The organism is Nocardioides plantarum, assembly GCF_006346395.1.
Classification (GTDB): Bacteria; Actinomycetota; Actinomycetes; order Propionibacteriales; family Nocardioidaceae; genus Nocardioides; species Nocardioides plantarum.
In genome coordinates this window covers 578,346-599,578 of sequence record NZ_VDMS01000002.1, presented here as the reverse complement: position 1 = coordinate 599,578, position 21,233 = coordinate 578,346, and the positions used below count along the sequence as shown (strand labels likewise).

At 71.7% G+C, this 21,233-nt stretch carries 19 protein-coding genes; 7 read left to right on the top strand and 12 right to left on the bottom strand.

Annotated features, from left to right (window positions below; genetic code table 11):
* The first annotated feature begins 117 nt into the window (after window positions 1-117).
* Genes FJQ56_RS14795 through FJQ56_RS14785 form a run of 3 tightly spaced genes read left to right on the top strand, consistent with a single transcriptional unit; the run spans window position 118 to window position 3,884 of the window.
* The gene (locus tag FJQ56_RS14795) at window positions 118-1,524 is read left to right on the top strand and encodes an ethanolamine ammonia-lyase subunit EutB (RefSeq protein ID WP_140010306.1); all 1,407 of its coding nucleotides are present in this window, start codon (window positions 118-120) and stop codon (window positions 1,522-1,524) included.
* Entirely contained in the window at window positions 1,521-2,309 is a 789-nt protein-coding gene (gene eutC / locus FJQ56_RS14790; protein ID WP_140010305.1) for an ethanolamine ammonia-lyase subunit EutC, read from the top strand. Before FJQ56_RS14795 ends, eutC begins: the two co-directional genes overlap by 4 nt.
* A gap of 30 nt (window positions 2,310-2,339) precedes the next feature.
* The gene (locus tag FJQ56_RS14785) at window positions 2,340-3,884 is read left to right on the top strand and encodes an amino acid permease (RefSeq protein ID WP_140010304.1); all 1,545 of its coding nucleotides are present in this window, start codon (window positions 2,340-2,342) and stop codon (window positions 3,882-3,884) included.
* A 141-nt stretch (window positions 3,885-4,025) separates the two neighbouring features.
* Here FJQ56_RS14785 and bioD read toward each other — a convergent pair whose 3' ends face one another.
* The 11 genes from bioD to FJQ56_RS14730 all read right to left on the bottom strand — a co-directional run bounded on the left by bioD (window position 4,026) and on the right by FJQ56_RS14730 (window position 16,266).
* A complete protein-coding gene (bioD, locus tag FJQ56_RS14780; protein ID WP_140010303.1) occupies window positions 4,026-4,691 on the bottom strand; it encodes a dethiobiotin synthase in 666 nt (221 codons plus the stop codon).
* The gene (locus FJQ56_RS14775) at window positions 4,688-5,809 is read right to left on the bottom strand and encodes an 8-amino-7-oxononanoate synthase (protein ID WP_211351041.1); all 1,122 of its coding nucleotides are present in this window, start codon (window positions 5,807-5,809) and stop codon (window positions 4,688-4,690) included. The genes bioD and FJQ56_RS14775 overlap by 4 nt, the downstream gene beginning before the upstream one ends.
* A complete protein-coding gene (locus FJQ56_RS14770) occupies window positions 5,809-7,077 on the bottom strand; it encodes an adenosylmethionine--8-amino-7-oxononanoate transaminase (RefSeq protein ID WP_246084170.1) in 1,269 nt (422 codons plus the stop codon). The genes FJQ56_RS14775 and FJQ56_RS14770 overlap by 1 nt, the downstream gene beginning before the upstream one ends.
* A 7-nt stretch (window positions 7,078-7,084) precedes the next feature.
* A complete protein-coding gene (bioB, locus tag FJQ56_RS14765; protein WP_140010302.1) occupies window positions 7,085-8,155 on the bottom strand; it encodes a biotin synthase BioB in 1,071 nt (356 codons plus the stop codon).
* 143 nt (window positions 8,156-8,298) lie between these two features.
* On the bottom strand, window positions 8,299-8,916 hold the full coding sequence (locus FJQ56_RS14760) for a pentapeptide repeat-containing protein (protein WP_246084169.1): 618 nt from the start codon (window positions 8,914-8,916) through the stop codon (window positions 8,299-8,301).
* 3 nt (window positions 8,917-8,919) lie between these two features.
* Complete coding sequence (locus tag FJQ56_RS14755; protein WP_140010301.1) at window positions 8,920-10,698, bottom strand: IucA/IucC family protein; 1,779 nt, start codon at window positions 10,696-10,698, stop codon at window positions 8,920-8,922.
* Entirely contained in the window at window positions 10,695-11,243 is a 549-nt protein-coding gene (locus FJQ56_RS14750) for a GNAT family N-acetyltransferase (protein ID WP_140010300.1), read from the bottom strand. The genes FJQ56_RS14755 and FJQ56_RS14750 overlap by 4 nt, the downstream gene beginning before the upstream one ends.
* Entirely contained in the window at window positions 11,240-12,559 is a 1,320-nt protein-coding gene (locus FJQ56_RS14745; RefSeq protein WP_140010299.1) for a lysine N(6)-hydroxylase/L-ornithine N(5)-oxygenase family protein, read from the bottom strand. Before FJQ56_RS14745 ends, FJQ56_RS14750 begins: the two co-directional genes overlap by 4 nt.
* Window positions 12,559-14,016 carry a pyridoxal phosphate-dependent decarboxylase family protein gene (locus tag FJQ56_RS14740; RefSeq protein ID WP_281284684.1) on the bottom strand — a complete coding sequence of 486 codons (1,458 nt, stop codon included), beginning with the start codon at window positions 14,014-14,016 and terminating at the stop codon, window positions 12,559-12,561. The genes FJQ56_RS14745 and FJQ56_RS14740 overlap by 1 nt, the downstream gene beginning before the upstream one ends.
* Before the next feature lie 291 nt (window positions 14,017-14,307).
* Complete coding sequence (locus FJQ56_RS14735) at window positions 14,308-14,985, bottom strand: SDR family NAD(P)-dependent oxidoreductase (protein ID WP_140010298.1); 678 nt, start codon at window positions 14,983-14,985, stop codon at window positions 14,308-14,310.
* A 63-nt stretch (window positions 14,986-15,048) separates the two neighbouring features.
* Complete coding sequence (locus FJQ56_RS14730; protein ID WP_140010297.1) at window positions 15,049-16,266, bottom strand: ABC-2 transporter permease; 1,218 nt, start codon at window positions 16,264-16,266, stop codon at window positions 15,049-15,051.
* Between the two features lie 3 nt (window positions 16,267-16,269).
* Between FJQ56_RS14730 and FJQ56_RS14725 the strand changes: the two genes are divergently transcribed.
* Window positions 16,270-16,845: a TetR/AcrR family transcriptional regulator gene (locus FJQ56_RS14725; protein ID WP_140010296.1), complete on the top strand. Its 576-nt coding sequence runs from the start codon at window positions 16,270-16,272 to the stop codon at window positions 16,843-16,845.
* A 106-nt stretch (window positions 16,846-16,951) separates the two neighbouring features.
* Here FJQ56_RS14725 and FJQ56_RS14720 read toward each other — a convergent pair whose 3' ends face one another.
* Complete coding sequence (locus FJQ56_RS14720; RefSeq protein ID WP_211351039.1) at window positions 16,952-17,857, bottom strand: 3-methyladenine DNA glycosylase; 906 nt, start codon at window positions 17,855-17,857, stop codon at window positions 16,952-16,954.
* 70 nt (window positions 17,858-17,927) lie between these two features.
* Here FJQ56_RS14720 and FJQ56_RS14715 point away from each other — a divergent pair, with 70 nt between their 5' ends.
* Genes FJQ56_RS14715 through FJQ56_RS14705 form a run of 3 tightly spaced genes read left to right on the top strand, consistent with a single transcriptional unit; the run spans window position 17,928 to window position 21,231 of the window.
* Window positions 17,928-18,737, top strand: a complete 810-nt coding sequence (locus tag FJQ56_RS14715) for a fumarylacetoacetate hydrolase family protein (RefSeq protein ID WP_140010295.1) — start codon at window positions 17,928-17,930, stop codon at window positions 18,735-18,737.
* Window positions 18,734-20,215 carry a glutamate--tRNA ligase gene (gene gltX, locus FJQ56_RS14710; protein ID WP_140010294.1) on the top strand — a complete coding sequence of 494 codons (1,482 nt, stop codon included), beginning with the start codon at window positions 18,734-18,736 and terminating at the stop codon, window positions 20,213-20,215. Before FJQ56_RS14715 ends, gltX begins: the two co-directional genes overlap by 4 nt.
* Window positions 20,212-21,231 carry a CPBP family intramembrane glutamic endopeptidase gene (locus FJQ56_RS14705; protein ID WP_140010293.1) on the top strand — a complete coding sequence of 340 codons (1,020 nt, stop codon included), beginning with the start codon at window positions 20,212-20,214 and terminating at the stop codon, window positions 21,229-21,231. Before gltX ends, FJQ56_RS14705 begins: the two co-directional genes overlap by 4 nt.
* Window positions 21,232-21,233: the final 2 nt, after the last annotated feature.

Sequence of the window (21,233 nt, the reverse complement as noted above, 5' to 3'; positions counted from 1 at the left end):
CCCCGGGTCCGGCCGAACCTGCCAGTCCCTCTGCGAGGCCCGTCTCCCTGGCGGCCTTCGCCCGCCGGGTCGGCGTACGAAACGCGCCGGTGACGCGCCGGGGCTAGCGTGACCGGGGTGACGACCTACCGCCAGACCGTGGCTGGGACGACGTACGAGTTCCGCGACCTGGTCGACCTGTTGGCCAAGGCCACGCCGCTGCGCAGCGGCGACGAGCTGGCGGGGTGCGCGGCGGGCACGGACGGGGAGCGGGCGGCGGCCCAGTGGGCGCTGGCCGACGTCGCGCTGACGACGATCCGCGACACCCCGGTCGTGCCCTACGAGACCGACGAGGTCACCCGGCTGATCGTCGACTCCCACGACGCCGCGGCGTTCGCACCGGTCGCGCACCTCACCGTCGGCGGTCTGCGGGACCACCTGCTCGCCACCGCCGCGACTCCCGACGCCGCGACGACGCTGGCCGCCCTGGCGCCCGGCCTGACTCCCGAGATGGCCGCCGCGGTGAGCAAGCTGATGCGCAACGCCGACCTGATCTCGGTGGCGCGCGCGTGCGAGGTCGTCACGGCCTTCCGCAGCACGATCGGCCGGCGCGGCACCCTCGCCACCCGGCTGCAGCCCAACCACCCGACCGACGACCCGCGCGGTATCGCGGCCGCCACCCTCGACGGCCTGCTCCTCGGCAGCGGGGACGCCGTCATCGGGATCAACCCGGCCACCGACTCCCCGCGCGCCGCAGGCGAGCTGCTGAGGCTGCTCGACGATGTCCGACTGCGCTACGAGATCCCCACCCAGTCCTGCGTCCTGGCCCACGTCACGACCACGATCGAGCTCATCGAGAGCGGCGCTCCGGTCGATCTCGTCTTCCAGTCGATCGCCGGCACCGAGTCGGCCAACGCCGGCTTCGGTGTCGACCTCGCGGTGCTGCGCGAGGCGCACGACGCGGCACGGAGCCTGGGGCGCGGCACCGTCGGCGACAGCTGCATGTACTTCGAGACCGGCCAGGGCTCGGCCCTCTCCTCCGACGCGCACCTCGGCGCCGGCGGCCATCCCGTCGACCAGCAGACCCTCGAGGCGAGGGCCTACGGCGTCGCCCGCGCCTTCGACCCGCTGCTGGTCAACACCGTGGTCGGGTTCATCGGCCCCGAGTACCTCTACGACGGCAAGCAGATCGTCCGCGCCGGCCTCGAGGACCACTTCTGCGGCAAGGTGCTCGGCGTCCCGATGGGCGTCGACGTCTGCTACACCAACCACGCCGAGGCCGACGCCGACGACATGGACACCCTGCTGACCCTCCTCGCGGCCGCCGGGGTCGGCTTCGTGATCGCCGTGCCGGGCGCCGACGACGTGATGCTCGGCTACCAGAGCCTGTCCTTCCACGACGTCCTCTCGGTGCGACACACGCTGGGTCTGCGACCTGCGCCGGAGTTCGAGGCCTGGTTGAGCGGGATCGGCCTGCTCGACGCCGCCGGGCGGGTACCGGCCGTCGATGTCGGCGCGACGCTGCTCAAGGAGCTGGTCCGGTGAGCACGCCCGACTTCTGGTCGCCGCTGCGCTCGACCACCCAGGCCCGCATCGGGCTCGGCCGCGCGGGCGACGCACTGCCCACCCGCGACGTCCTCGAGCTGCGCAGCGCGCACGCCGTGGCCCGCGACGCCGTGCACCTGCCCTACGACGCCGACCGGCTCGAGACCGGGCTCGCCGAGCTGGGCCTCGACGTCCACCGCGTGCGCAGCCGGGCGGCCGACCGGGCGACGTACCTGCGTCGTCCCGACCTCGGACGTCAGCCGGACACCCTCGACCACGTCCCCTCCGCGCCCGCGCACACCTACGACGTCGGCCTGCTGCTCGCCGACGGGCTCTCGGCCCGAGCGCTCGACGACCACGCGCTGCCGCTCGTCAGAGCAGTGCTCACGCGGTTGACCGACGCCGGCCTCGGCCTCGCGCCCGTCGTCCTGGCCGAGCAGGCCCGCGTCGGGCTCGGCGACCACGTCGGGCACCACCTCGGCGTCACCACGCTCGTCGTGGTCGTCGGCGAGCGTCCGGGCCTGTCCGTCGCGTCGAGCCTGGGGCTCTACCTCACCCACGACCCGCGCCCGGGTCGGCGCGACTCCGAGCGCAACTGCGTCTCCAACGTCCACCCGCCCGACGGCCTCGGCTACGACGCCGCCGCCGACGTGCTGCTGCGGCTGGTCCTCGGCGCCCGCGAGCTCGGGGCGTCCGGCGTACGCCTCAAGGACGGCGGCGGCGTGGCCGAGGTCACGCCTGCCCCGGAGCCCGTTCACCGAAGCGAAACGTCGGCGACCGCCTGAGGTGTCGTCGGCGTCCCTAACGTCCCGGACATGACCAGCACGAGCGACCGCCCGGCCCCCACCCCCGGGTCGGCCCCCACGCCTGCGCGCAAGCCCGGGGCGACGTACAGCAAGGCCGAGGACGGCTACTTCGACAAGCGCCAGCTGCGGCGCACCACCGGCTTCTGGGGGCTGTGGGGCATCGGTGTCGCCGCGGTCATCTCGGGTGACTTCTCCGGCTGGAGCTACGGCCTCGGCGAGGGCGGCTGGGGCGGGCTGCTGATCGGCTTCGGGCTGATCGTCGTCATGTACTTCGGCATGCTGTTCTCCATCGGCGAGATGTCCGCGGCCATGCCGCACACCGGCGGCGCCTACTCGTTCGCCCGGGCCGCGATGGGCCCGTGGGGCGGGTTCGTCACCGGGCTGGCCGAGACCATCGAGTACGTCTTCACCACCGGGGTCGTCGTGCTCTTCTCCGCCGGCTACGCCAACGCGGTCACCGACGAGCTGATCGGGCTCGACCTGTCGGACCACATGTGGGTCTGGTGGCTGGCGCTGTACGCCGTCTTCGTCGCCCTCAACTCGATCGGCGGCGAGGCACCGTTCAAGATCGCGATCGGCGTCGCGATCATCTCCATCGGCATCCTCGCGCTGTTCGCCGTGCTCGCCCTGGCCAACGGGGCGGTCGACCTCGGCAACCTGCTCGACATCGAGCCCGAGGCCGGCAACTCCGACTTCCTGCCGTTCGGCTGGGAAGGGGTGCTCTACGCGCTGCCCTTCGCGATGTGGTTCTTCCTCGGCATCGAGGAGCTGCCGCTGGCGGCCGAGGAGGCCCACGACCCCGAGCGTGACATCCCCAGGGCCGGCTTCTGGGGCCTGGTCACCCTCGTCGTGTGCGGCGCCGTCGTCTTCGTGCTCAACCCGGCGGTCACCGGCTCGGCCCTCATCGGTCTCGAGACGCCGGGCGCGGCCGACGAGCCGCTGCTCGCGGGCTTCCGGGCGTTCCTGTCCGACGACTGGGCGGCGGTGCTCTCGCTGTTCGCGCTGATCGGCCTGCTCGCCTCGCTCCAGGGGATCATGTTCGCCTACGGACGCAACATGTACTCGCTGTCGCGGGCCGGCTACTACCCGCGCTTCCTCTCGCTCACCGGCTCGCGCCAGACGCCGTGGGTCGCGCTGGTCGCCGGCGCCGTGATCGGCTTCGCGGCGCTCGTCATCGTCGACGTGGTCGGCGACAGCGCCCAGGCGATCGTGCTCAACATTGCGGTGTGGGGTGCCGTGCTGGCCTACATGCTGCAGATGGCGTCGTACGTCATCCTGAGGAGCAAGTACCCGACCGCCAAGCGTCCCTACCTCTCACCGGTCGGCGTGCCCGGCGCGGTCGTGGCAGGCCTCATCGCCGCGCTCACGTTCGTCGGCGTGCTGCTCAACCCCGCCTACCGCGACGCGGTCGTCGCCATCGCCGTGATCTACGCCGTGGGGCTGCTGCTGTTCGCCTTCTACATCCGGCACCGGCTGGTGCTCTCGCCCGAGGAGGAGTACGCGATGAGCGGCGGACTCGACTCGACCCCGCACGCGGACCCGGCCGACGGCTAGCCGCAAGCACGGTCGTCGAGCCGCGGGGACGTAGTCACCGCGAGTCGAGACGCGCGCAGGTGCGGGCCGACTCGACTCGTCGCTGCGGGCATCTCGACTCGCCGACGCGCTAGCGCGCCTCGGCGGCTTGATGACCGTGGGTCAGGTGAGCCAGGTTGCTGCTGCGGCCACGAACGCCGCCGGCGCGAGAGCACCCGAGCCGGCGGGGACGACGCCGACCAGGGGTACGCCGGTCACGCGCGGCAGGTCCTCGCGGTTGCAGTGCTCGGCGAGGCCGGGCTCGTCGGGCCACGACCCGATGACCAGGCCGGTCGGCTCGAGACCGTGCGAGCGCAGGGCGCCGACGGTGAGCTCGGCGATGTTGAGGGTGCCGAGCGAGGCCGCGCACACGACGACCACCTCGACGGGGTGGGTCGTGGCCAGGTCGACGGCCAGGTCGAGCAGGGTGCCGCCGTCGGAGTCGAGGCGGACCAGCAGGCCGCCAGCGCCCTCGACGACCACCACGTCGTGGTCGGCAGCGACCGCACGGACGTGGGCCGCGTGGTCGGCGACGGACGGCAGGGTCACGCCGGCCCGGCGCGCTGCCGTCTCGGGCGCGAGCGGCTCGTCGAGGACCGTCCACGTCTCGACGTCGACGCCGGTCAGGCGGCTGACGACGTCGGCGTCACCCGGGTCGCCGCCCGCGACACCGGTCTGCACCGGCTTGACCACCAGCACCCGTCCGCTCGCGGTGGCGGCCAGGGCCGCCGTCACGATCGTCTTGCCGACATCGGTGTTGGTGCCCGTCACGACGACGACGCGGGTCACGGGGCGTGTTCCTTGACCACCGCGACGAGGACGGCGACCGCCCGGGACCAGTCGTCCTCGGAGAGTCCGGCGTTGACGGTGATGCGCAGGCGCGAGACGCCGTCGGGCACCGACGGCGGGCGGAAGCAGCCGACCCGCACACCCTGCGCCAGCGCGGCCGCTTGGGCGGCCAACGCCACCGTGGGTGAGGGCATCGGCACCGAGAGCACCGCTCCCACCGACGGCTCGACGCCGAGCGAGGCGGCGAGGTCGCGGATGCGCTGCTGCACCAGGACCGGCAGGTCGGGCGACGACACCAGCACCCGCAGGGCGGCCAGCGCCGCCCCCGCGGACGCCGGGGCGAGCCCGGTGTCGAAGATGAAGGGACGAGCCCGGTTGACCAGGTGGTCGACCACGGCCTGGGGGCCGAGCACGGCGCCGCCCTGCGAGCCGAGGGCCTTGGACAGCGTGGCCGTCACGAGGACGTGGGGGAGCCCCGCGAGCCCGGACGAGGCGACCAGTCCGGGGCCGTGGAGGCCGAGCCCGTGTGCCTCGTCGACCACGAGGAGAGCGCTGCTCTCCTCGCACACCGCGGCCAGCTCGACGAGCGACGCGGCGTCGCCGAGCACGGAGTAGACGGACTCGACCAGGACCATGGTGCGTCGATCGCCTGCCGAGGCGAGCGCGCGGCGTACGGCGTCGACGTCGTCGTGGGGCACGACCGCGACGTCGGCGCGCGAGAGCCGGACCGCGTCGATGAGCGAGGCGTGCACGTGGGCGTCGGAGACCACGAGCGTGTCGCGGTCGGCGAGCGCCGCGACGACCCCGAGGTTGGCGTGGTAGCCCGTCGAGAACACCAGCGCGGCGGGCTGCCCGAGGTAGGCGGCGAGCTCGCGCTCGAGGTCGGCGTGCAGCCCCAGCGAGCCGGTGACCAGGCGTGACGCGCCGGCGCCGCCACCCCACTGCCGGGCTGCCGAGACCGCGCCGGCCACGACGCGAGGGTCACGGGCCAGGCCGAGGTAGTCGTTGCCGGCCAGGTCGATCGTGGCGTCGTCGGCCGCACGAGGGCGCAGGACCCTCGTCAGGGCGGACGACTCGCGCGCCTCGGCCTGCTCGGCCAGCCACCGCTCCCAGGTCATCAGGCCACCTCGGCGGCGCGGGCGACCGCCCGGCAGATCTGGTCGACCTCGACGTCGGTCGCGACGTAGGGCGGCATCGTGTAGATCAGGTCGCGGAAGGGGCGCAACCACACGCCCTCCTCGGCCGCGGCCTCGGTCGCCTTGACGACGTCGACGGGGTGGTCGAGCTGGACGACGCCCACCGCCCCGAGCGTGCGGGCGCCGGGGAGGCCGGCCAGGCCGGCGACCAGACGCGCGTTGACCCGGGAGACCTGGGCCGCCCAGTCGTCGGCCTCGAGCAGGTCGAGCGAGGCCAGTGCGACCGTGCACGCGAGCGCGTTGCCCATGAACGTCGGGCCGTGCATCAGCACGCCGGACTCGGAGGCGGAGATGCCGCGGGCGACCTCGTCGGTGCACAGGGTGGCGGCCAGGGTGAGGTAGCCCCCGGAGAGCGCCTTGCCGACGCACATCACGTCGGGCACGACGCCGGCGTGGCCGGATCCCCAGAGCTCGCCGGTGCGCCCGAAGCCGGTGGCGATCTCGTCGAGCACCAGCAGGAACCCGTGCTCGTCGGCGACCTCACGCATGACCCGCAGGCACGCGGGGTCGTAGACCCACATGCCCCCGGCTCCCTGCAGCACGGGCTCGACGATGATCGCGGCGACCTCGTCGGAGTGCTCGGCGGCGAGCGCACGGAAGGCCGCCGCCCACCCCTCGACGTCGTCGCCCGGCGCGGGTGGCCGCGGCGCGAACAGCTGCTCCGGCAGCACGCCCGCCCACAGCGAGTGCATCCCGCCGTCGGGGTCGCACACGCTCATCGCGCCGAACGTGTCGCCGTGGTAGCCACCGCGCACCGTCAGCATCCGGGTGCGCTCGGACCGGCCGCGGCCACGCTGCCACTGCCACGCCATCTTGAGCGCCACCTCGACCGACACCGATCCCGAGTCGGCCAGGAACACCCGCTCGAGCCCGGTGGGGGCCAGACCGACCAGCCGCTCGGCCAGCCGTACGGCGGGGGCGTTGGTCAGCCCCCCGAACATCACGTGCGCGAGGTCGACCGAGCGGACCGCCGCGTCGAGCTCGGGGCGCCCGTAGCCGTGGATCGCGGCCCACCACGACGACATCCCGTCGACGAGCTCGGTGCCGTCGTCGAGCCGCAGGCGGACGCCGCTCGCCCCCGTCACCATCCGCACCGGGGTGGGGTCGGTCATCGACGTGTAGGGGTGCCAGACGTGCTCGCGGTCGTAGGCGAGGAGGCGGCCGAGCTGATCGGTGGGGGAGGAGGCCACAGGCAGGTCAGGCGTTGGGGGCGACCGTCGTGCCGGCGCCGCGGCGGCGCTTGGCCGGGTCGCGCTCGAGCGGTACGTCGGGGGCGGCGGGCTCGGAGCCGAGCACCACGAACCCGTTGTCGCGGATCAGCTCGAGGTCGGCCTCGGCGGCCTGACCCTCGGAGGTGAGGTAGTCGCCCAGGAACAGCGAGTTGGCCACGTGGAGCGCCAGGCCCTGCAGGGTGCGCAGGTGCATCTCGCGGCCACCGGCGATGCGGACCTCGCGGTCGGGACACACGAACCGGGCCATCGCGAGGATCTTGACGCAGCGCTGGGGCTCGAGCTCCCAGGTGTTCTCGTAGGGCGTGCCGTCGAACGGCATCAGGAAGTTGACCGGGATCGAGTCCGACTCGAGCTCGCGCAGCGCGAACAGCGCCTCGACGAGCTGCTCGTCGCTCTCACCGAGTCCGGCGATGAGGCCGCTGCACGGCGACATCCCGGCCTGCTTGACCTTGCCGACGGTGTCGACGCGGTCGGCGTAGGTGTGGGTCTGCACGATGTTGTCGTGGTGGGACTCGGCGGTGTTGATGTTGTGGTTGTAGGCGTCGACGCCGGCGTCGCGCAGGCGCTCGGCCTGCCCGTCCTTGAGCAGCCCGAGGCAGGCACAGACCTCGACGGCGGGGTGCTCGGCCTTGATCGCCCCGACCATGTCGGTGACCCGGTCGATGTCCTTGTTGGTCGGACCGCGACCCGAGGAGACCATGCAGACCCGCGTGGCGCCGCCCTTGAGCCCGGCGGCGGCCGCCTCGAGCGCCTCGTCGGTCTGCAGCCACTTGTACTTCAGGATGTCGGCCGTCGAGCCCAGCGACTGCGAGCAGTAGTTGCAGTTCTCGGCACACAGCCCGGACTTGAGGTTGACCAGGTAGTTGACCTTGACGGTGTTGCCGAAGAAGTGGCGCCGCAACCGGCCGGCCGCCGCGACGACGTCGAGCAGCTCGTCGTCGTGGGCCCGCAGGACCGCCAGCGCATCGTCCTCGGTCGCCGGCTTGCCGTCGAGGATCGCGCTGGCCAGCTGGTCGAAGGACGTCGGCGTGGTCATGACCTCAGTATGCCGATCTGGCCGTCCGGCGCCGCCACGGGTCCACGTGTCGTCCCCGCGCGCCGGGCGGTCAGCGGGCTCGTGGCGGCGACTGGGGAGAGGGGTCCAGGTGGACCCCTCTCCTGACTGCCCGGTCCTGGACGTCAGTCGCCGGCGGCGTCCACGATCGCGCCGGTCTGCTCGGCGAGCGCCACGGCCCCGGCGAGGTCGATCCGGGTGCCACTCAGCACGGCCCCGGTGAGGTCGGCGCCGCGCAGGCTCGCGCCGCGCAGGTCGGCGCCGGTCAGGTCGGTCTCGCGGAGCACGGCGCCGTCGAGACGGGCCCCGCGCAGCGTCGTCCCGCCGAGCTTGGCCAGGGACAGGTCGGCCTCGCGCAGGTCGAGGCCGGTGAGGTCGAGGCGGCTGAGGTCGGCGCCGCGGGCGGTGACCCCGTGCCAGACGCCGTCGAGCACCTTCAGCGGACGGGTCGTGCAGCGTCGGAACACCGAGCCGGTGAGCTTGCAGCCGTCGAAGGTGGTGTCGAAGAAGTTGACGCCGTCGAAGGTGCACGCCACGAACGCCGAGTGGACGTGGGACGAGGCGTTGAAGCGACAGGCACGGAACTCGCACGCCTCGAACGTCGCCCCGCGCGTGGTGACCTCGCTGAGGTCGACGTCGACGAAGGTGACCCCGACGTGGCGCACGTCGCCGAGGTCGTCGCCGTACCAGTCCTCGCCGACGTACGACGTGGGTGGGGAGCCAGAGATCGGGAGATCAGCCACCTCTCAACGGTAGGCCGCGATCGGGTTGGTGAGCACCCCGGCGTACATCAGCGACTCGGCCTGGTCGGTGAGGTCGACCATCTGCAGCGTGTTGCGCAGCTGCAGTCGGTTGAGGCAGGAGTGGTCGAACTCCTCACGGAACAGGTCGTACGACGCCCCGGCCGCGGCCAGGTGGGGGTGGTCGTCGGCGTGGCGGCGGAGGCACGCGGCCACCTCGGCCCAGAACTCCTCGACGGGCAGGACGCCGTCGACGTGCAGGATCGCGGCCAGGTGGCGCAGCACCCCGTCGAAGACGTCGGTGTGCAGCGCCAGGGCCTTGACCGCGTCGGTGACCTCGATCCGGACCCGTGCGACGTCGGGCGGCAGCGGCCGGTCGCCCATCACCGCCACCTCCTCGCCGATGTCCTTCATGAACGCCCGCACGGGCACGTGGTCGCGCAGGACGAGCACGAGGTTCTCGCCGTGCGGCATGAAGGCCAGGTCGTGGGCCAGCAGGCAGTGCACGATCGGCCGGACGTAGGCGTGCAGGTAGGACGCCAGCCACGACCTGGGGCTGCGGCCGGATGCCTCGATCAGGGCGGCTACCAGGGACCGGCCGGCGGCGTCGCGGTGCAGCAGCGCCGCCATGGTCGCGAGCTGCTCGCCGTCGGCCAGTCGGGGCACGGGGTTCTCACGCCACAGGGCGGCGAGCATCTTCTGCTGGGGCGACCTGACGCCGTGACTCGCGGCGAGGGCGTGGAACACGTCGCCGGTGTAGCCGATGGCGGCGCGCTCGCGGAGCACGGTGAACCCGCAGCCGGCCAGCGTCGGGTCGTCGGCGACGACGTCGTGCACGTAGTCGTTGATCGCCGGCGTCGGGCCCATGTAGGCGGGGGACAGGCCGCGCAGGAAGCCCATGTTCTGGATGGCCAGCGCGGTCTTGACGTAGTGGCGGTGGGGCGAGGACACGTTGAAGAACGTGCGGATGGACTGCTGGGCCTGGTAGTCGTCGGGACCCTCGCCCAGCGGCACCAGGTCGCGTCGGGCGACGTCGGGGGCGAAGGTCACCGCGACCTTGGCGGTCCACTGCCAGGGGTGCAGCGGCATCAGCAGGTAGTCGCCCGGGTCGAGCCCGAGCCCGCGCAGCCGGTCGTCGAAGCCGGCACGCGCGGCGGCGTCGAGCTCGCCGGCGTACAGGTCCTCCTCGGTGAGGCCGGCGCCGAGGGAGAGCCGGCTGAGCGAGCGGCGTACGGCGAGCCAGACGAGGCGCACGCGCGAGCGGGTCTCGGGGGCGTAGGCGAGGTAGTCGTCGAGGGCGTAGCCGACGCGACCGTTGTTGGCGACGAAGGCCGGGTGCCCCTCGGTCATCGCGGCCTCGATCTCCTGGTAGCCGGCGCCGACCAGGTCGTGCACGGTCGGCTGCGGGGTGGCCCACTTCCACGCCGACGACTGGATGGTCGCGGCCAGCTCCTCGAGGTAGACGGGCAGGAGCTGGTCGGGGATCCCCAGCAACGGCGCGAGCTCGATCACGAACGCCTGCACGTCGAGCTCGGCCGGCTCCCCGTCGACGGTCCGGGTCAGGGTGTCGGCGTCGATCGCCCAGTGGTCGAGGGGCAGCCGCTCGGCGTCGAACGCGTAGCGCGCGCGGCCGTCGGGTGACTCGAGGGTCCAGCCCGGGGCGTCGGCCGGTCGGGGCGCGAGCAGGCGCTCGTGGGCGAACTCGCTGATCGCCTTGGTGACCAGGTGTCGCTGGACCGCCGCGAGCGACGTCGGGTCGAGGTGGGGAGCGTCGAGGAAGCTCATCGAGCGGCCTCCCAGTCGGCCCGGGTGCAGAACGACAGGGCCGCCTGCTTGCCGGGCAGGTCGACGACCCGCACGACGACGAAGCCGGCCTCGCGGTTGAGCGTCGCGATCCGCTCGTTGCGTACGTCGGGCTCGACGACGACCCGCCGCACGGCCGGGTCGCGGAAGCAGTGCGCCATCACGGCGGCGAAGACCGCACGGGTGAAGCCCGGCCGTGGGTCGGTGCCGGGGTCGGGCGGCGCCACCAGGACGTGCATGCCCAGGTCGCCGGGCCTCAGCTCCGGCAGCCCGGCCAGACCGACCTCCGGGGCCAGGACCGGGTCGTAGGTCTCGGCGAGGAACGCCGGCTCCCCGTCGACGCGACCCAGCCAGGCGTCGTGGTGGGGGTGCTCGGCGACCAGCCGGTAGTCGGCGACGACCTCGGCGGGCGTGGCGTCCTGCATCATCCAGAACGCCGAGCGGGGGTGGGTGACCCAGGCGTGCAGCCGGACGCCGCGCTCGTCGACGTCGAGCGGCTCGAGGGTGATCGGTCCGACGGTGCTCACGAGGCCCCCTTCAGGTGGTCGGGGACGCCGAAGCTCTGGACCGCGATCCGCTTCTCGACGGGGTAGACCTCGCGGCCGGTCAGTGCGGCGACGATCACCGAGTTGCGGAACGCCCCCATGCCGAGGTCGGGCGCGACGAAGCCGTGGGTGTGCTCCTCGGCGTTCTGCACGAAGACCTCGTGCCCGGTGTGGTCGACGGCGTACGTCGACGACGCGAGGAAGCGGCCGGTGTCGTCGAGCCGCAGTCGGTCGCGGATCCCGTCGAGGAACGTCGGCACCTGCGACGAGTAGCCCGTCGCCAGGACGAGCCCCTCGGTCGTGAGGCCGAACGCCTCGTCGGTCTCGGTGTGGTGCAGGTCGAGGTGCACGCCACCGCCGACGTACGCCGCCCCGACGACCTCGGTGTTGGTGACCAGGGTCGTGCGCGGACCGTCGCCGGTCACCCGCAACCGGTAGTGCAGGTCGAAGATCGCGTCGACGAGGTCGCCGCTGATGCCCTTGTAGAGAGAGCGCTGCTCGCGAAGAAGATCACCGCGTACGCCGGTGGGCAGGCCCTGGAAGTAGGCGGTGTACTCCGGCGAGGTCATCTCGAGCGTTAGCTTGGTGTACTCCATCGGGAAGAACCGCGGGCTGCGCGTCAGCCACGTCAGCGTGTAGTCGTGAGCAGTGCTCTCGGACAGCAGGTCGTGATAGACCTCCGCCGCGCTCTGGCCGCTGCCCACCACCGTGATCGACCCACCGGCCTGCAGCTCCGCCTTGCGGCCGAGGTAGTCCGCCGAGTGGCACACGGTGGCTGAGGTGCGAGCGGAGCGAGCCTCGAAGCCAGCGTCCACGACGTCACACAACGCCTCCGGCACCCGCGGGGTCGTCCCGACCCCGAGCACGACCCGTCGACCCCGGAACACCTCACCGGTCGCGCTCGTGACGACGTACGCCGCCCCGTCGTGCTCCACCGAGGTGACCGGCTGCCCGAACCGCACCGAGCCGACGCCCTCGGCCGCCCAGCGGCAGTAGTCGTCGTACTCGCGGCGCAGGGGGTAGAAGGACTCCCGGATGTAGAACGGGTAGAGGTTGCCCGTCTCCTTGAGGTAGTTGAGGAACGACCAGCGCGAGGTGGGGTCGGCCATGGTCACCAGGTCGGCGAGGAACGGCACCTGCAGGGTGGCGTCGTCGAGCATCATCCCGGGGTGCCAGGCGAGCTCGTCGCGGGCCTCGAGGAAGACGCAGTCGAGGTCGTCGATCGGGTCGGCGAGGCAGGCGAGGCCGAGGTTGAACGGCCCGACGCCGATCCCGATCACGTCGTGGAGGCGCGTCATCAGGCCACGTCCTCGGCCAGCAGCAGCTCGTCGCCGATCGTGGCGATCTCGTCGACGATGCCGAGGATGTCGGCGGCCGTGGCCATCGGGTTGAGCAGGGTGAGCTTGAGCCACGCGTGGCCGTCGACCTTGGTGGCGGCGACCATCGCGGCCCCCCGGGCGTAGAGCGCGGCCCGGACGAGCGGGGAGAGTCGGTCGCAGGCCGCCACCGAGAGCCCGGCCGGGCGGTAGCGGAAGACGATCGTGCTCAGCTGGGGCGCGGCCGCGACCTCGATGTCGTCGCGGGCGGCCAGGTGCCGGCCGACCTCGGCGGCCAGGTCGATCACGTCGTCGACGTAGCCGCCGATCACGTCGGGACCGATGATCCGCAGCGTCATCCAGAGCTTGAGCGCGTCGAAGCGACGGGTGGTCTGCAGGCTCTTGTCGACCTGGTTGGGGTGCGCCGCGTCCTTCGGGTTGAGGTAGTCGGCGTGCCAGGTGACGTGGCCGAGGTGGGCACCGTCGGCGACCAGCAGCGCACTCGAGCTGACCGGCTGGAACCACGTCTTGTGGTAGTCGACGGTGACGGAGTCGGCGAGCTCGACGCCGGCGAGCCAGTCGCGACGGGTCGTGGAGGCGAGCAGACCGCCGCCGTACGCCGCATCGACGTGGAACCACGCGCCGTGCGCGCGGGCCAGGCCGGCGATCTCGGGCAGGGGGTCGATCGCGCCGAAGTCGGTCGTGCCGGCGGTCGCGACGACGGCCATCGCATGGTGCCCGTCGGCGTCGATCCGCGCCAGGGCGGTGGCGAGCCCGGCCACGTCCATCCTGCGCTGCTCGTCCACGCCCACGGCCACGACGGCCGCGTCTCCCAGCCCGAGCAGCCGGGCCGCCTTCTGCACGCTGAAGTGGCCGTCGGTGGATGCGACGACCCGCAGCGAGGCGAGGGGTACGCCGGTCGCGAGCGCGTGGTCGCGGGCCAGTAGCAGGGCCTGCAGGTTGGACTGGGTGCCGCCGCTGGTGAAGATGCCGTCGGCGCTCGACCCGAACCCGATGCGGGCCGCGGTCCAGTCGATCAGGTGACGCTCGATGAACGTGCCGCCGACGCTCTGGTCGAAGGTGTCGAGGCTCGAGTTGACCCCGCTCACGAACACCTCGGCCAGCAGCGCCGGGATCACGACCGGGCAGTTGAGGTGGGCGGCGTACCTCGGCTCGTGGAACCAGACGGCGTCGTCGAGGTAGAGCCGGCTGACCTCGTCGAGGGTGGCGTCGACGTCGCCCAGGGGTCGGTCGAGGTCGACGTCGGCGATCGGCTTGGCGGCCTGCGCCGGGTCGACGCCGGTGGCGGGTCGGCGCTCGGTGTGCGCCAGGGCCTCGGCCAGGTGGTCCACCCCGCGCCGCATCGTCGCGACGTAGGTGGCAGCGTGGTGGGGGTGGAAGAGGTGCGAGAGCGGGTGGGGTGAGGGAGCGGATGCCACCGGACGAGCCTTCCGAGAGAGATTAGGTAAGGCTCACCTTAGCCTCGCCCGGTCGGTCGTTCCCATCACGGGGCTGCCCACGCTGACCTGGCCGGGGTCGTCCTGGTGGGTCCCGTGTGGTTCTCACACGGCATGCGCGGTCGAGGGCGTCTGCTCGAACCGGATCGTCGGCAACCCCATCGGCTACGGACGAAGGCCCTCACTGGAGACAGCGAGGGCCTTCGTCATGTGCGTGAGCGTTCGGAGGCGCCGCAGCGGCCGGTCAGCGACAGCCTGGACAGGGACCTCGTCTCAGTCGGCGTCGAGAGCGTAGATGTACTCAGCGGTCTGGCGATCCCGGTGCGCCGTCCAGTAGAGCGGCGCGATTGCCGCCGCGGCCGCCTTCTCGGGCCCGGAGTCGATGAGCAGGTTGATCGCGATGTACGCAGCGTGCACGCCCGAGTCGGCCAGGGCGCCGTTCAGGTTGACGGCCCAGTTGCGCAGAGCCGCCGATGCGGCGTTGATGTTGCCCATCATCGGGTTCGGGCTGATCGAGCCTCCGCCCGTCGTGAACAGCAGCGTGCCCGACTCGCGCTCCAGCATCTCGGGCAGCACTTCTCGGACCGCGGCGATGGCCGAGTACAAGTAGAACTCCAGCTGAGGGGCCATCGATTCGACCGTGAGGTCCAGCGCGCCGACCATCTCGAGCCCCGGCACCGGCGCGTGCGGCGCGGGCGAGAACTCGAGCACGTCGATCGACCCGAAGGTCTCCTTGGCGGCGGTGAGGGCGGCGGCGAGGCTGTCCCGGTCCATCACGTCACCGGCGAAGCCGCGCGCCTCGATGCCCTCGTCACGCAGGGTTCGGGCGAGCTCGTCGAGGCGGCTCTGTGTGCGGGAGATGAGTGCCACGGCGAATCCCTCCTGCCCGAAGACACGAGCGATGGCGAGTCCGAGACCGGGTCCGGCTCCGACGATGGCGATGGTGCTCACGGTGTTCTCCTAGGTGGGTATGCAATGTGGGAGGCAGGTCCGGCCATGCGGATCCGAGAAGTGTCAGGACCTCGGGGCGACGTGTGCGGCACTTGCCGTCCGAGCCGCCACGTCTCGTCGGACTCTCAGGAGCATCGCGGTCAGGGTGAGCAGGATGCCTGCCCCCGCCCAGATGCACAGCCGGATGATCGGAGCGGAGACGGCCGCGCCGTCGAAGTACTGGACCGACCGTAGGAGGTCGAGAGCGTCACCCTGCGGGAAGACGTAGTAGAGGGTCTGGAAGAAGCCGTTGAGCACGTGGACGCCCAGGGGGCCGCCCGAGGAGGTGTTGCCGAGGACCACGAGAGCGATCGTCAGGGCCAAGGCCGCGATCGTCCCGCCGAGTGCGGCGACGCCGGTCACGGCGCCGCCGATGGCGAGCGCTGTCAACCACAGGATGGCGAACACGGACCATGGGTCGACGGTCACTGCGTCGAGGGCGACGTCGATCCACAGGGTGATCAGGGCCGCGAGGACTCCTGCGTACAGGACGAGGACGACGCTGCGCTCGACGAACTTCTTCGCCGTGTCCACCGTGCCGAGGATCCGCCCGAACACCGTCGCACCGAGCGCCGCGCCCAGTCCGGCGAAGAGGATCGCGTAGAACTCAATCGACCCGACAGGGTCGTTCGCGGGCAGGGGAGCCAGGTCGGAGGTCTTGTTGGCGACGTTCAGCTGTGCCGCAAGTGACCCGCCGATGCCAGCGATCGCCTGGCTGAGGGCACGGCCACCGCCGCTGGCGATGTAGGTGGTGACACCATCGTCGGTGCCGGGAGCAGGCAGGACGATCGCCCCGTCCGCCTCACGGTCGAGCACCGCGGCTCGCGCCTCCGCCGCAGACCCCACGACCGTGACTTCGAGGGCGTCCTGCTGCTCGAGGGCCGCGATCGCCGTGGCGTCGCCGGTGACAACGAGCTGGACGTTGTGGGGCTTGGGGTTGCCGAACGCGCTCGAGTAGCTGGTCAACATCGCCATGGCCAGGAGCAGGATCGCAATACCGCCGAGAAGCACGTCTCGATAGCGGTGGGTCGATCCCGGGCCCTCGGAGGTCAGTGACCCTCCTGCTACTGCGGCCTCGAAGTCAGGATGCACCGGGGCTTCTGGTTGTGATGCTGGCTCTGCTGACCGCGTCATGACTTCCTTCACATCTGTCGAGTAGTTGACGAATGTACATGAGCGGTCCGGTGGTGGCAAGATGGATGCATGCCCCAGGAGACGAGAACGCTTCCAGGCAAGGAACATCGCGTGGACCCCCGAGTCACCCGCACCCGTGCTGCACTCATCCGGGCGCTGGCAGGCCTCGTGTCCGAGTCGCCGAAGGGGGAGCCGATCTCGATGAGCGCGGTAGCTCACCGGGCAGGTCTGAGCCGGCAGGCGCTGCACAACCACTACAACAACGTTGGCGACCTGGCGACGGACCTCTGGATCAGCCGGCTGCTCGAAGACTGGCTGTCCCTCGATGAAGTGGCGGCGAACCTCGTCCCTGCCCTCACTGAAGCCGTTCGGGAGCGCGGGATCGAGCCGCTGCTCACCGCAGGGCGGGCGAACCGTGAGTTCTTCGACAAGCTCCGCGCCATCCCACGCGGCGAGCGGGTCGCCGAGGTCCTCGCGGCGGCGGTGACCACGTGGCTCACGGGGTCGAATCGTGATCACGACCAATCAGAGATCACCCTCACCGGCGATGCGCGGGTCTTTGCCATCGGAGGGATGGTGGCGCTCGTCTCCACCTGGCAGATGGCCGATACGCCGCCGAGCACCGCTCAGCAGGTCACGACACTCCGAAGGTTCGCGGCCGCCGTCGCGACTGCCCCTGCTGGCTGAGGCGGCCGTCGCCCCTGACGCGCACGACGCGTCGCAGCCGAGCTCATCGCCAACGTCCTCGACGACAACCTTGCGGGGCGGCTGCCGGAGAAGGCCCGGGAGTGGATCAGGAAGCACCTGTCGGGCGCATGTTCGCGTTACTACGCACGTCCAGGAGGCGTGCGCAGTCCTCGATGAGGCACTGCCGGACGACCTGGCCGCGCTGGGCGAAGGCCCGCTGCGCCGCGGCGTACTCCTGCTTGCCCTTCGGCGTCTCGATCTCGACCGGCGTCCAAGGCTCGCCCGTGTGGTCCAGGACGACGCCGGTGAAGTCGTACGGCGCCGCCCGCATGTCGAGGACCCGGATGTCCCAGGCCAGCTCGAAGGCGTCCATGACGAGCTCGGAGCAGATCATCGGGGAGAGCCGGAACGCGTGCTTGTAGAGGTCCATCCCGGCGTGCAGGCAGCCCGGCTGCTCGAACGTGTCCCGGTCCTCGGAGCCGGGGGACAGGGTGTTGAGCGGGCGGGCCGGTGGGGTGAAGAAGCGGAACGCGTCGAAGTGCGAGCAGGCGATGCGGTGCGACTCCACGACCGCGTCGGTGCCCGAGCCCCCGAGCCGCAGCGGCCAGTCGGCGTGGCGGGGGTCCTGGCCGTCGGCGCCGAGACGGTAGACCATCGCCCACTCGTGCAGGCCGAAGCAGCCGGTGTGGGCCGGGCGGGCCGCCGTCGCCCGCAGCAGCCGGTGCAGCGCGGTGAGCAGCGGCCGCTGCGCCTCGACGTACGACGCCGCGACCGCTCCCGCGTCGTAGCCGCGCAGGCCGTCGTACTCCGGGGCGTCCGCGAGCCGCACGCCGAAGCCGGGGTGCCAGCGCCGCAGCTGCGCGGGCCGGTGGGCGTAGTAGGTGAAGAGGAAGTCGTGGACGGGGTGCTTGACGTGGGTGCTGCGCCGCTCGAGGTGGGGTGCGACGAGCGCGTCGACCCGGGCCTCGTGGGCGGCGGCCCGCGCGCGCCATGCCGCCTCGTCCAGGATCACCGGCCAAGTCTGACCGACGGACGACGCCGCGCCGAACCCGCGCGCGGGCGTGCTCGCTAAGGTCGAGCGCGTGCGTATCGCAAGGTTCACCACAGGCGAGGATCCGTCGTACGGCGTCGTGACGGGCGAGGTCGACCAGTTCGGCCAGCTCGACGAGGATGCCGTCATCGTGGCGCTCGCCGGAGACCCGCTCTACGTGGGGGTCAAGCTCCTCGACGAGGAGCACCGGCTGGCCGACGTGAGGCTGCTGGCGCCGGTGCTGCCGCGCAGCAAGGTGGTGGGCATCGGGCGCAACTACGCCGCGCACGCCGCCGAGCTCGGCAACGACGTCCCGGCCGAGCCGCTGATGTTCCTCAAGCCCAACACCAGCGTCGTCGGCCCCGGGGACCCGGTGTTCTACCCGCCGCAGACCCAGGACCTCCAGTACGAGGGCGAGCTGGCCGTGGTCATCGGCCGGATCTGCCGCGACGTGCCCGTCGAGCAGGCGACCGACGTCATCCACGGCTACACGATCGCCAACGACGTCACCGCCCGTGACCTCCAGCGCAGCGACGGCCAGTTCACCCGGGCCAAGGGCTTCGACTCCTTCTGCCCGCTGGGGCCGTGGATCGAGACCGACCTCGACCCGCAGACGTTCAAGGACGGCGTCCGGCTGCAGACGTTCCTCAACGGCGACGTCGTCCAGGACGGCTCGACCGCCGACATGATCTTCGACGTCCCCGCGCTGGTGTCCTACGTCTCCAGCGTGATGACGCTGCTGCCCGGCGACGTCATCCTCACCGGCACCCCCGAGGGTGTCGGTCCCATGCAGGTCGGCGACGAGGTCGAGATCTCGATCGCCGGTCTCGGCTCACTCACGAACAGGATCGCGCAGCGATGAACACCCCCGGCCCGAGCGCCACGCCCGTGCGCGTGCGGATGGCCCCCAGCCCCACCGGCTCGCCCCACGTCGGCCTCGTCCGCACCGCCCTGTTCAACTGGGCCTTCGCACGCCACCACGGCGGCACCTTCGTGCTGCGCATCGAGGACACCGACGCCGCCCGCAACACCCAGGAGTCCTACGACGGCCTGCTCGACCTGTTCTCCTGGCTCGGTCTCGACTGGGACGAGGGCCCCGACCGTGGCGGCCCGTTCGCGCCCTACCGGCAGTCCGAGCGGGGCGACCTCTACCGCGACGCCCTCGAGCGGCTCGCCGCAGGCGGCCACACCTACCCCTGCTACTGCACCACCGACGAGGTCACCGCGCGCCGCAAGGCGGCCGGCTCCAAGGACCTCGGCTACGACCGCTTCTGCCGCACGCTGAGCGAGGAGCAGGTCGCCGCGTTCGAGGCCGAGGGGCGTGCGCCGGTCACCCGGTTCAAGATGCCCGACGGCGAGATCGCCTTCGACGACCTGGTGCGCGGGGTCGTCTCGTTCCACTCCGACCACGTCCCCGACTACGCCCTGGCCCGCGGCAACGGCGACCCGCTCTACACGCTGGTCAACCCGGTCGACGACGCGCTGATGGAGATCACCCACGTCCTGCGTGGCGAGGACCTGCTCTCGAGCACCCCCCGCCAGGTGCCGCTGTACGCCGCCCTCGCCGAGGTCGGGATCGGCTCGGGAGCGCCGCTGTTCGGGCATCTGCCCTACGTCATGGGGCAGGGCAACAAGAAGCTCTCCAAGCGCGACCCCGAGGCGCACGCGCTGGCCTACCGCGACCAGGGCTACACGCCCGAGGGCCTGCTCAACTACCTGGCCCTGCTGGGTTGGGCGATCGCCGCCGACCGCGACGTCTTCACGCTCGCCGAGATGGTCGAGGTCTTCGACATCAAGGACGTCAACCCCAACCCGGCGCGCTTCGACCTCAAGAAGATGGACGCCATCAACACCTCCCACCTGCGGATGCTGTCGATCGACGACATCACCCACCGGGCGCTGCCGTTCCTCAAGGCGGCCGGGGTGGTGGGCGACCCCGTCTCCGACGCCGACGCCCAGCTCCTCGAGCAGGCGATGCCCCTGGTGGGCGAGCGCATCAACAAGCTCACCGAGACCGTCGACATGCTGCGCTTCCTGTTCGTCGACGAGGCCGACTTCGTCCGTGACCAGGCCGACGTCGACAAGCTGCTCGACGACACCGGCCGCGACATCGTGCGGGCGTCGTACGACGCCGTCAAGGACCTGCCGACCTGGTCGACCGAGGCCATCCAGACCGCGCTGACCACCGCGCTGGTCGACGAGAAGGGCCTCAAGCCGCGGGTCGCCTACGGCCCGGTCCGCGTGGCCATCACCGGTCGCCGGGTCTCGCCCCCGCTGTTCGAGTCCATGGAGATCCTCGGCCGCGAACGGAGTCTCGCGCGACTGAAGAGCGCGTCGTGAGCACGCCGTCGCCCTACGCGCCGCCGCCGTCGTCGCAGCCGCTCGGCGCGCCCGGCCCGGTCGGGGGCGACGGGACGGCGCTCGACTACCACCGGATCCACCGGGCCGGTCGCGGCGGCGGGTGGTGGTCGTTCCTGTCGATCGTCGTGGCCGTCGGCGGCTTCCTCGTCGCCCAGGTCGTCTCGACGATCGGGTTCGCCGTCTACTTCGCGGCGCGCGGTGACGACGTCCAGAGGTCGCTGACCGACCTCACCGAGGCAGACACCTTCGCCCCGATCGGCATGTTCTTCCTGCTGTTCTCGATCTCGCTGTCGATCCCGGTGATGATGCTCGGGTCGTGGCTCGTCTCGGGCGTGCGACCCAGCTTCCTGGCCTCGGTCGCCGGCCGGATCCGCTGGCGGTGGCTGGGTGCGATGTTCGGCGTCTCGATCGCGGTCCTCGTGCTGGCGGTCGTCCTCGGCGTCATCCTGCCGACGAGCGCCGGTGAGGCCGACACGGGTGGCGGCCTCAACGACATCGACAGCACCGCGATCTGGTTCCTCGTCTTCGTGGTCCTGCTGGTGCCGTTCCAGGCCGCCGCCGAGGAGTACGTCTTCCGTGGCCTGCTGACCCAGGGGTTCGGCAGCATCGGCACCAACCTGCGGGTCGCCCGCGTCGTGGCGGTGGTCGGCCCTGCGGTGATCTTCGCGGCCTTCCACGGGGCCCAGTCGGTGCCGATCTTCATCGACCGCTTCGCCTTCGGCATCGTGGCGGGGATCCTCGCCATCACGACCGGCGGGCTCGAGGCCGGCATCGCCTACCACGTGGTCAACAACTGGCTGGCGTTCGTCCTGGCCATCCTGTTCGGCGACGTCAGCGATGCCGTCTCGCCGCAGGGAGGCAACGGGTGGGACATCGTGGTGAGCATCCTCAAGTCGTTCCTGCTGCTCGGCCTGACCCTGCTCACGGCTCGCGCGATGAAGATCCAGACCGCCGCGGACCGAACCGTTTTGTCTCCGACTCACGGCCGCGTGTAAGG

Excerpts from the sequence above, each read along its gene's own strand:
- FJQ56_RS14785 (WP_140010304.1), top strand. The coding sequence starts at position 2,340 with ATGACCAGCACGAGCGACCGCCCGGCCCCCACCCCCGGGTCGGCCCCC.
- FJQ56_RS14745 (WP_140010299.1), bottom strand. The coding sequence starts at position 12,559 with ATGACGCGCCTCCACGACGTGATCGGGATCGGCGTCGGGCCGTTCAAC.
- FJQ56_RS14775 (WP_211351041.1), bottom strand. The coding sequence starts at position 5,809 with ATGACCTGGGAGCGGTGGCTGGCCGAGCAGGCCGAGGCGCGCGAGTCG.
- bioB (WP_140010302.1), bottom strand. The coding sequence starts at position 8,155 with ATGACCACGCCGACGTCCTTCGACCAGCTGGCCAGCGCGATCCTCGAC.
- FJQ56_RS14755 (WP_140010301.1), bottom strand. The coding sequence starts at position 10,698 with ATGAGCTTCCTCGACGCTCCCCACCTCGACCCGACGTCGCTCGCGGCG.
- gltX (WP_140010294.1), top strand. The coding sequence starts at position 18,734 with ATGAACACCCCCGGCCCGAGCGCCACGCCCGTGCGCGTGCGGATGGCC.
- FJQ56_RS14730 (WP_140010297.1), bottom strand. The coding sequence starts at position 16,266 with ATGTTCCTTGCCTGGAAGCGTTCTCGTCTCCTGGGGCATGCATCCATC.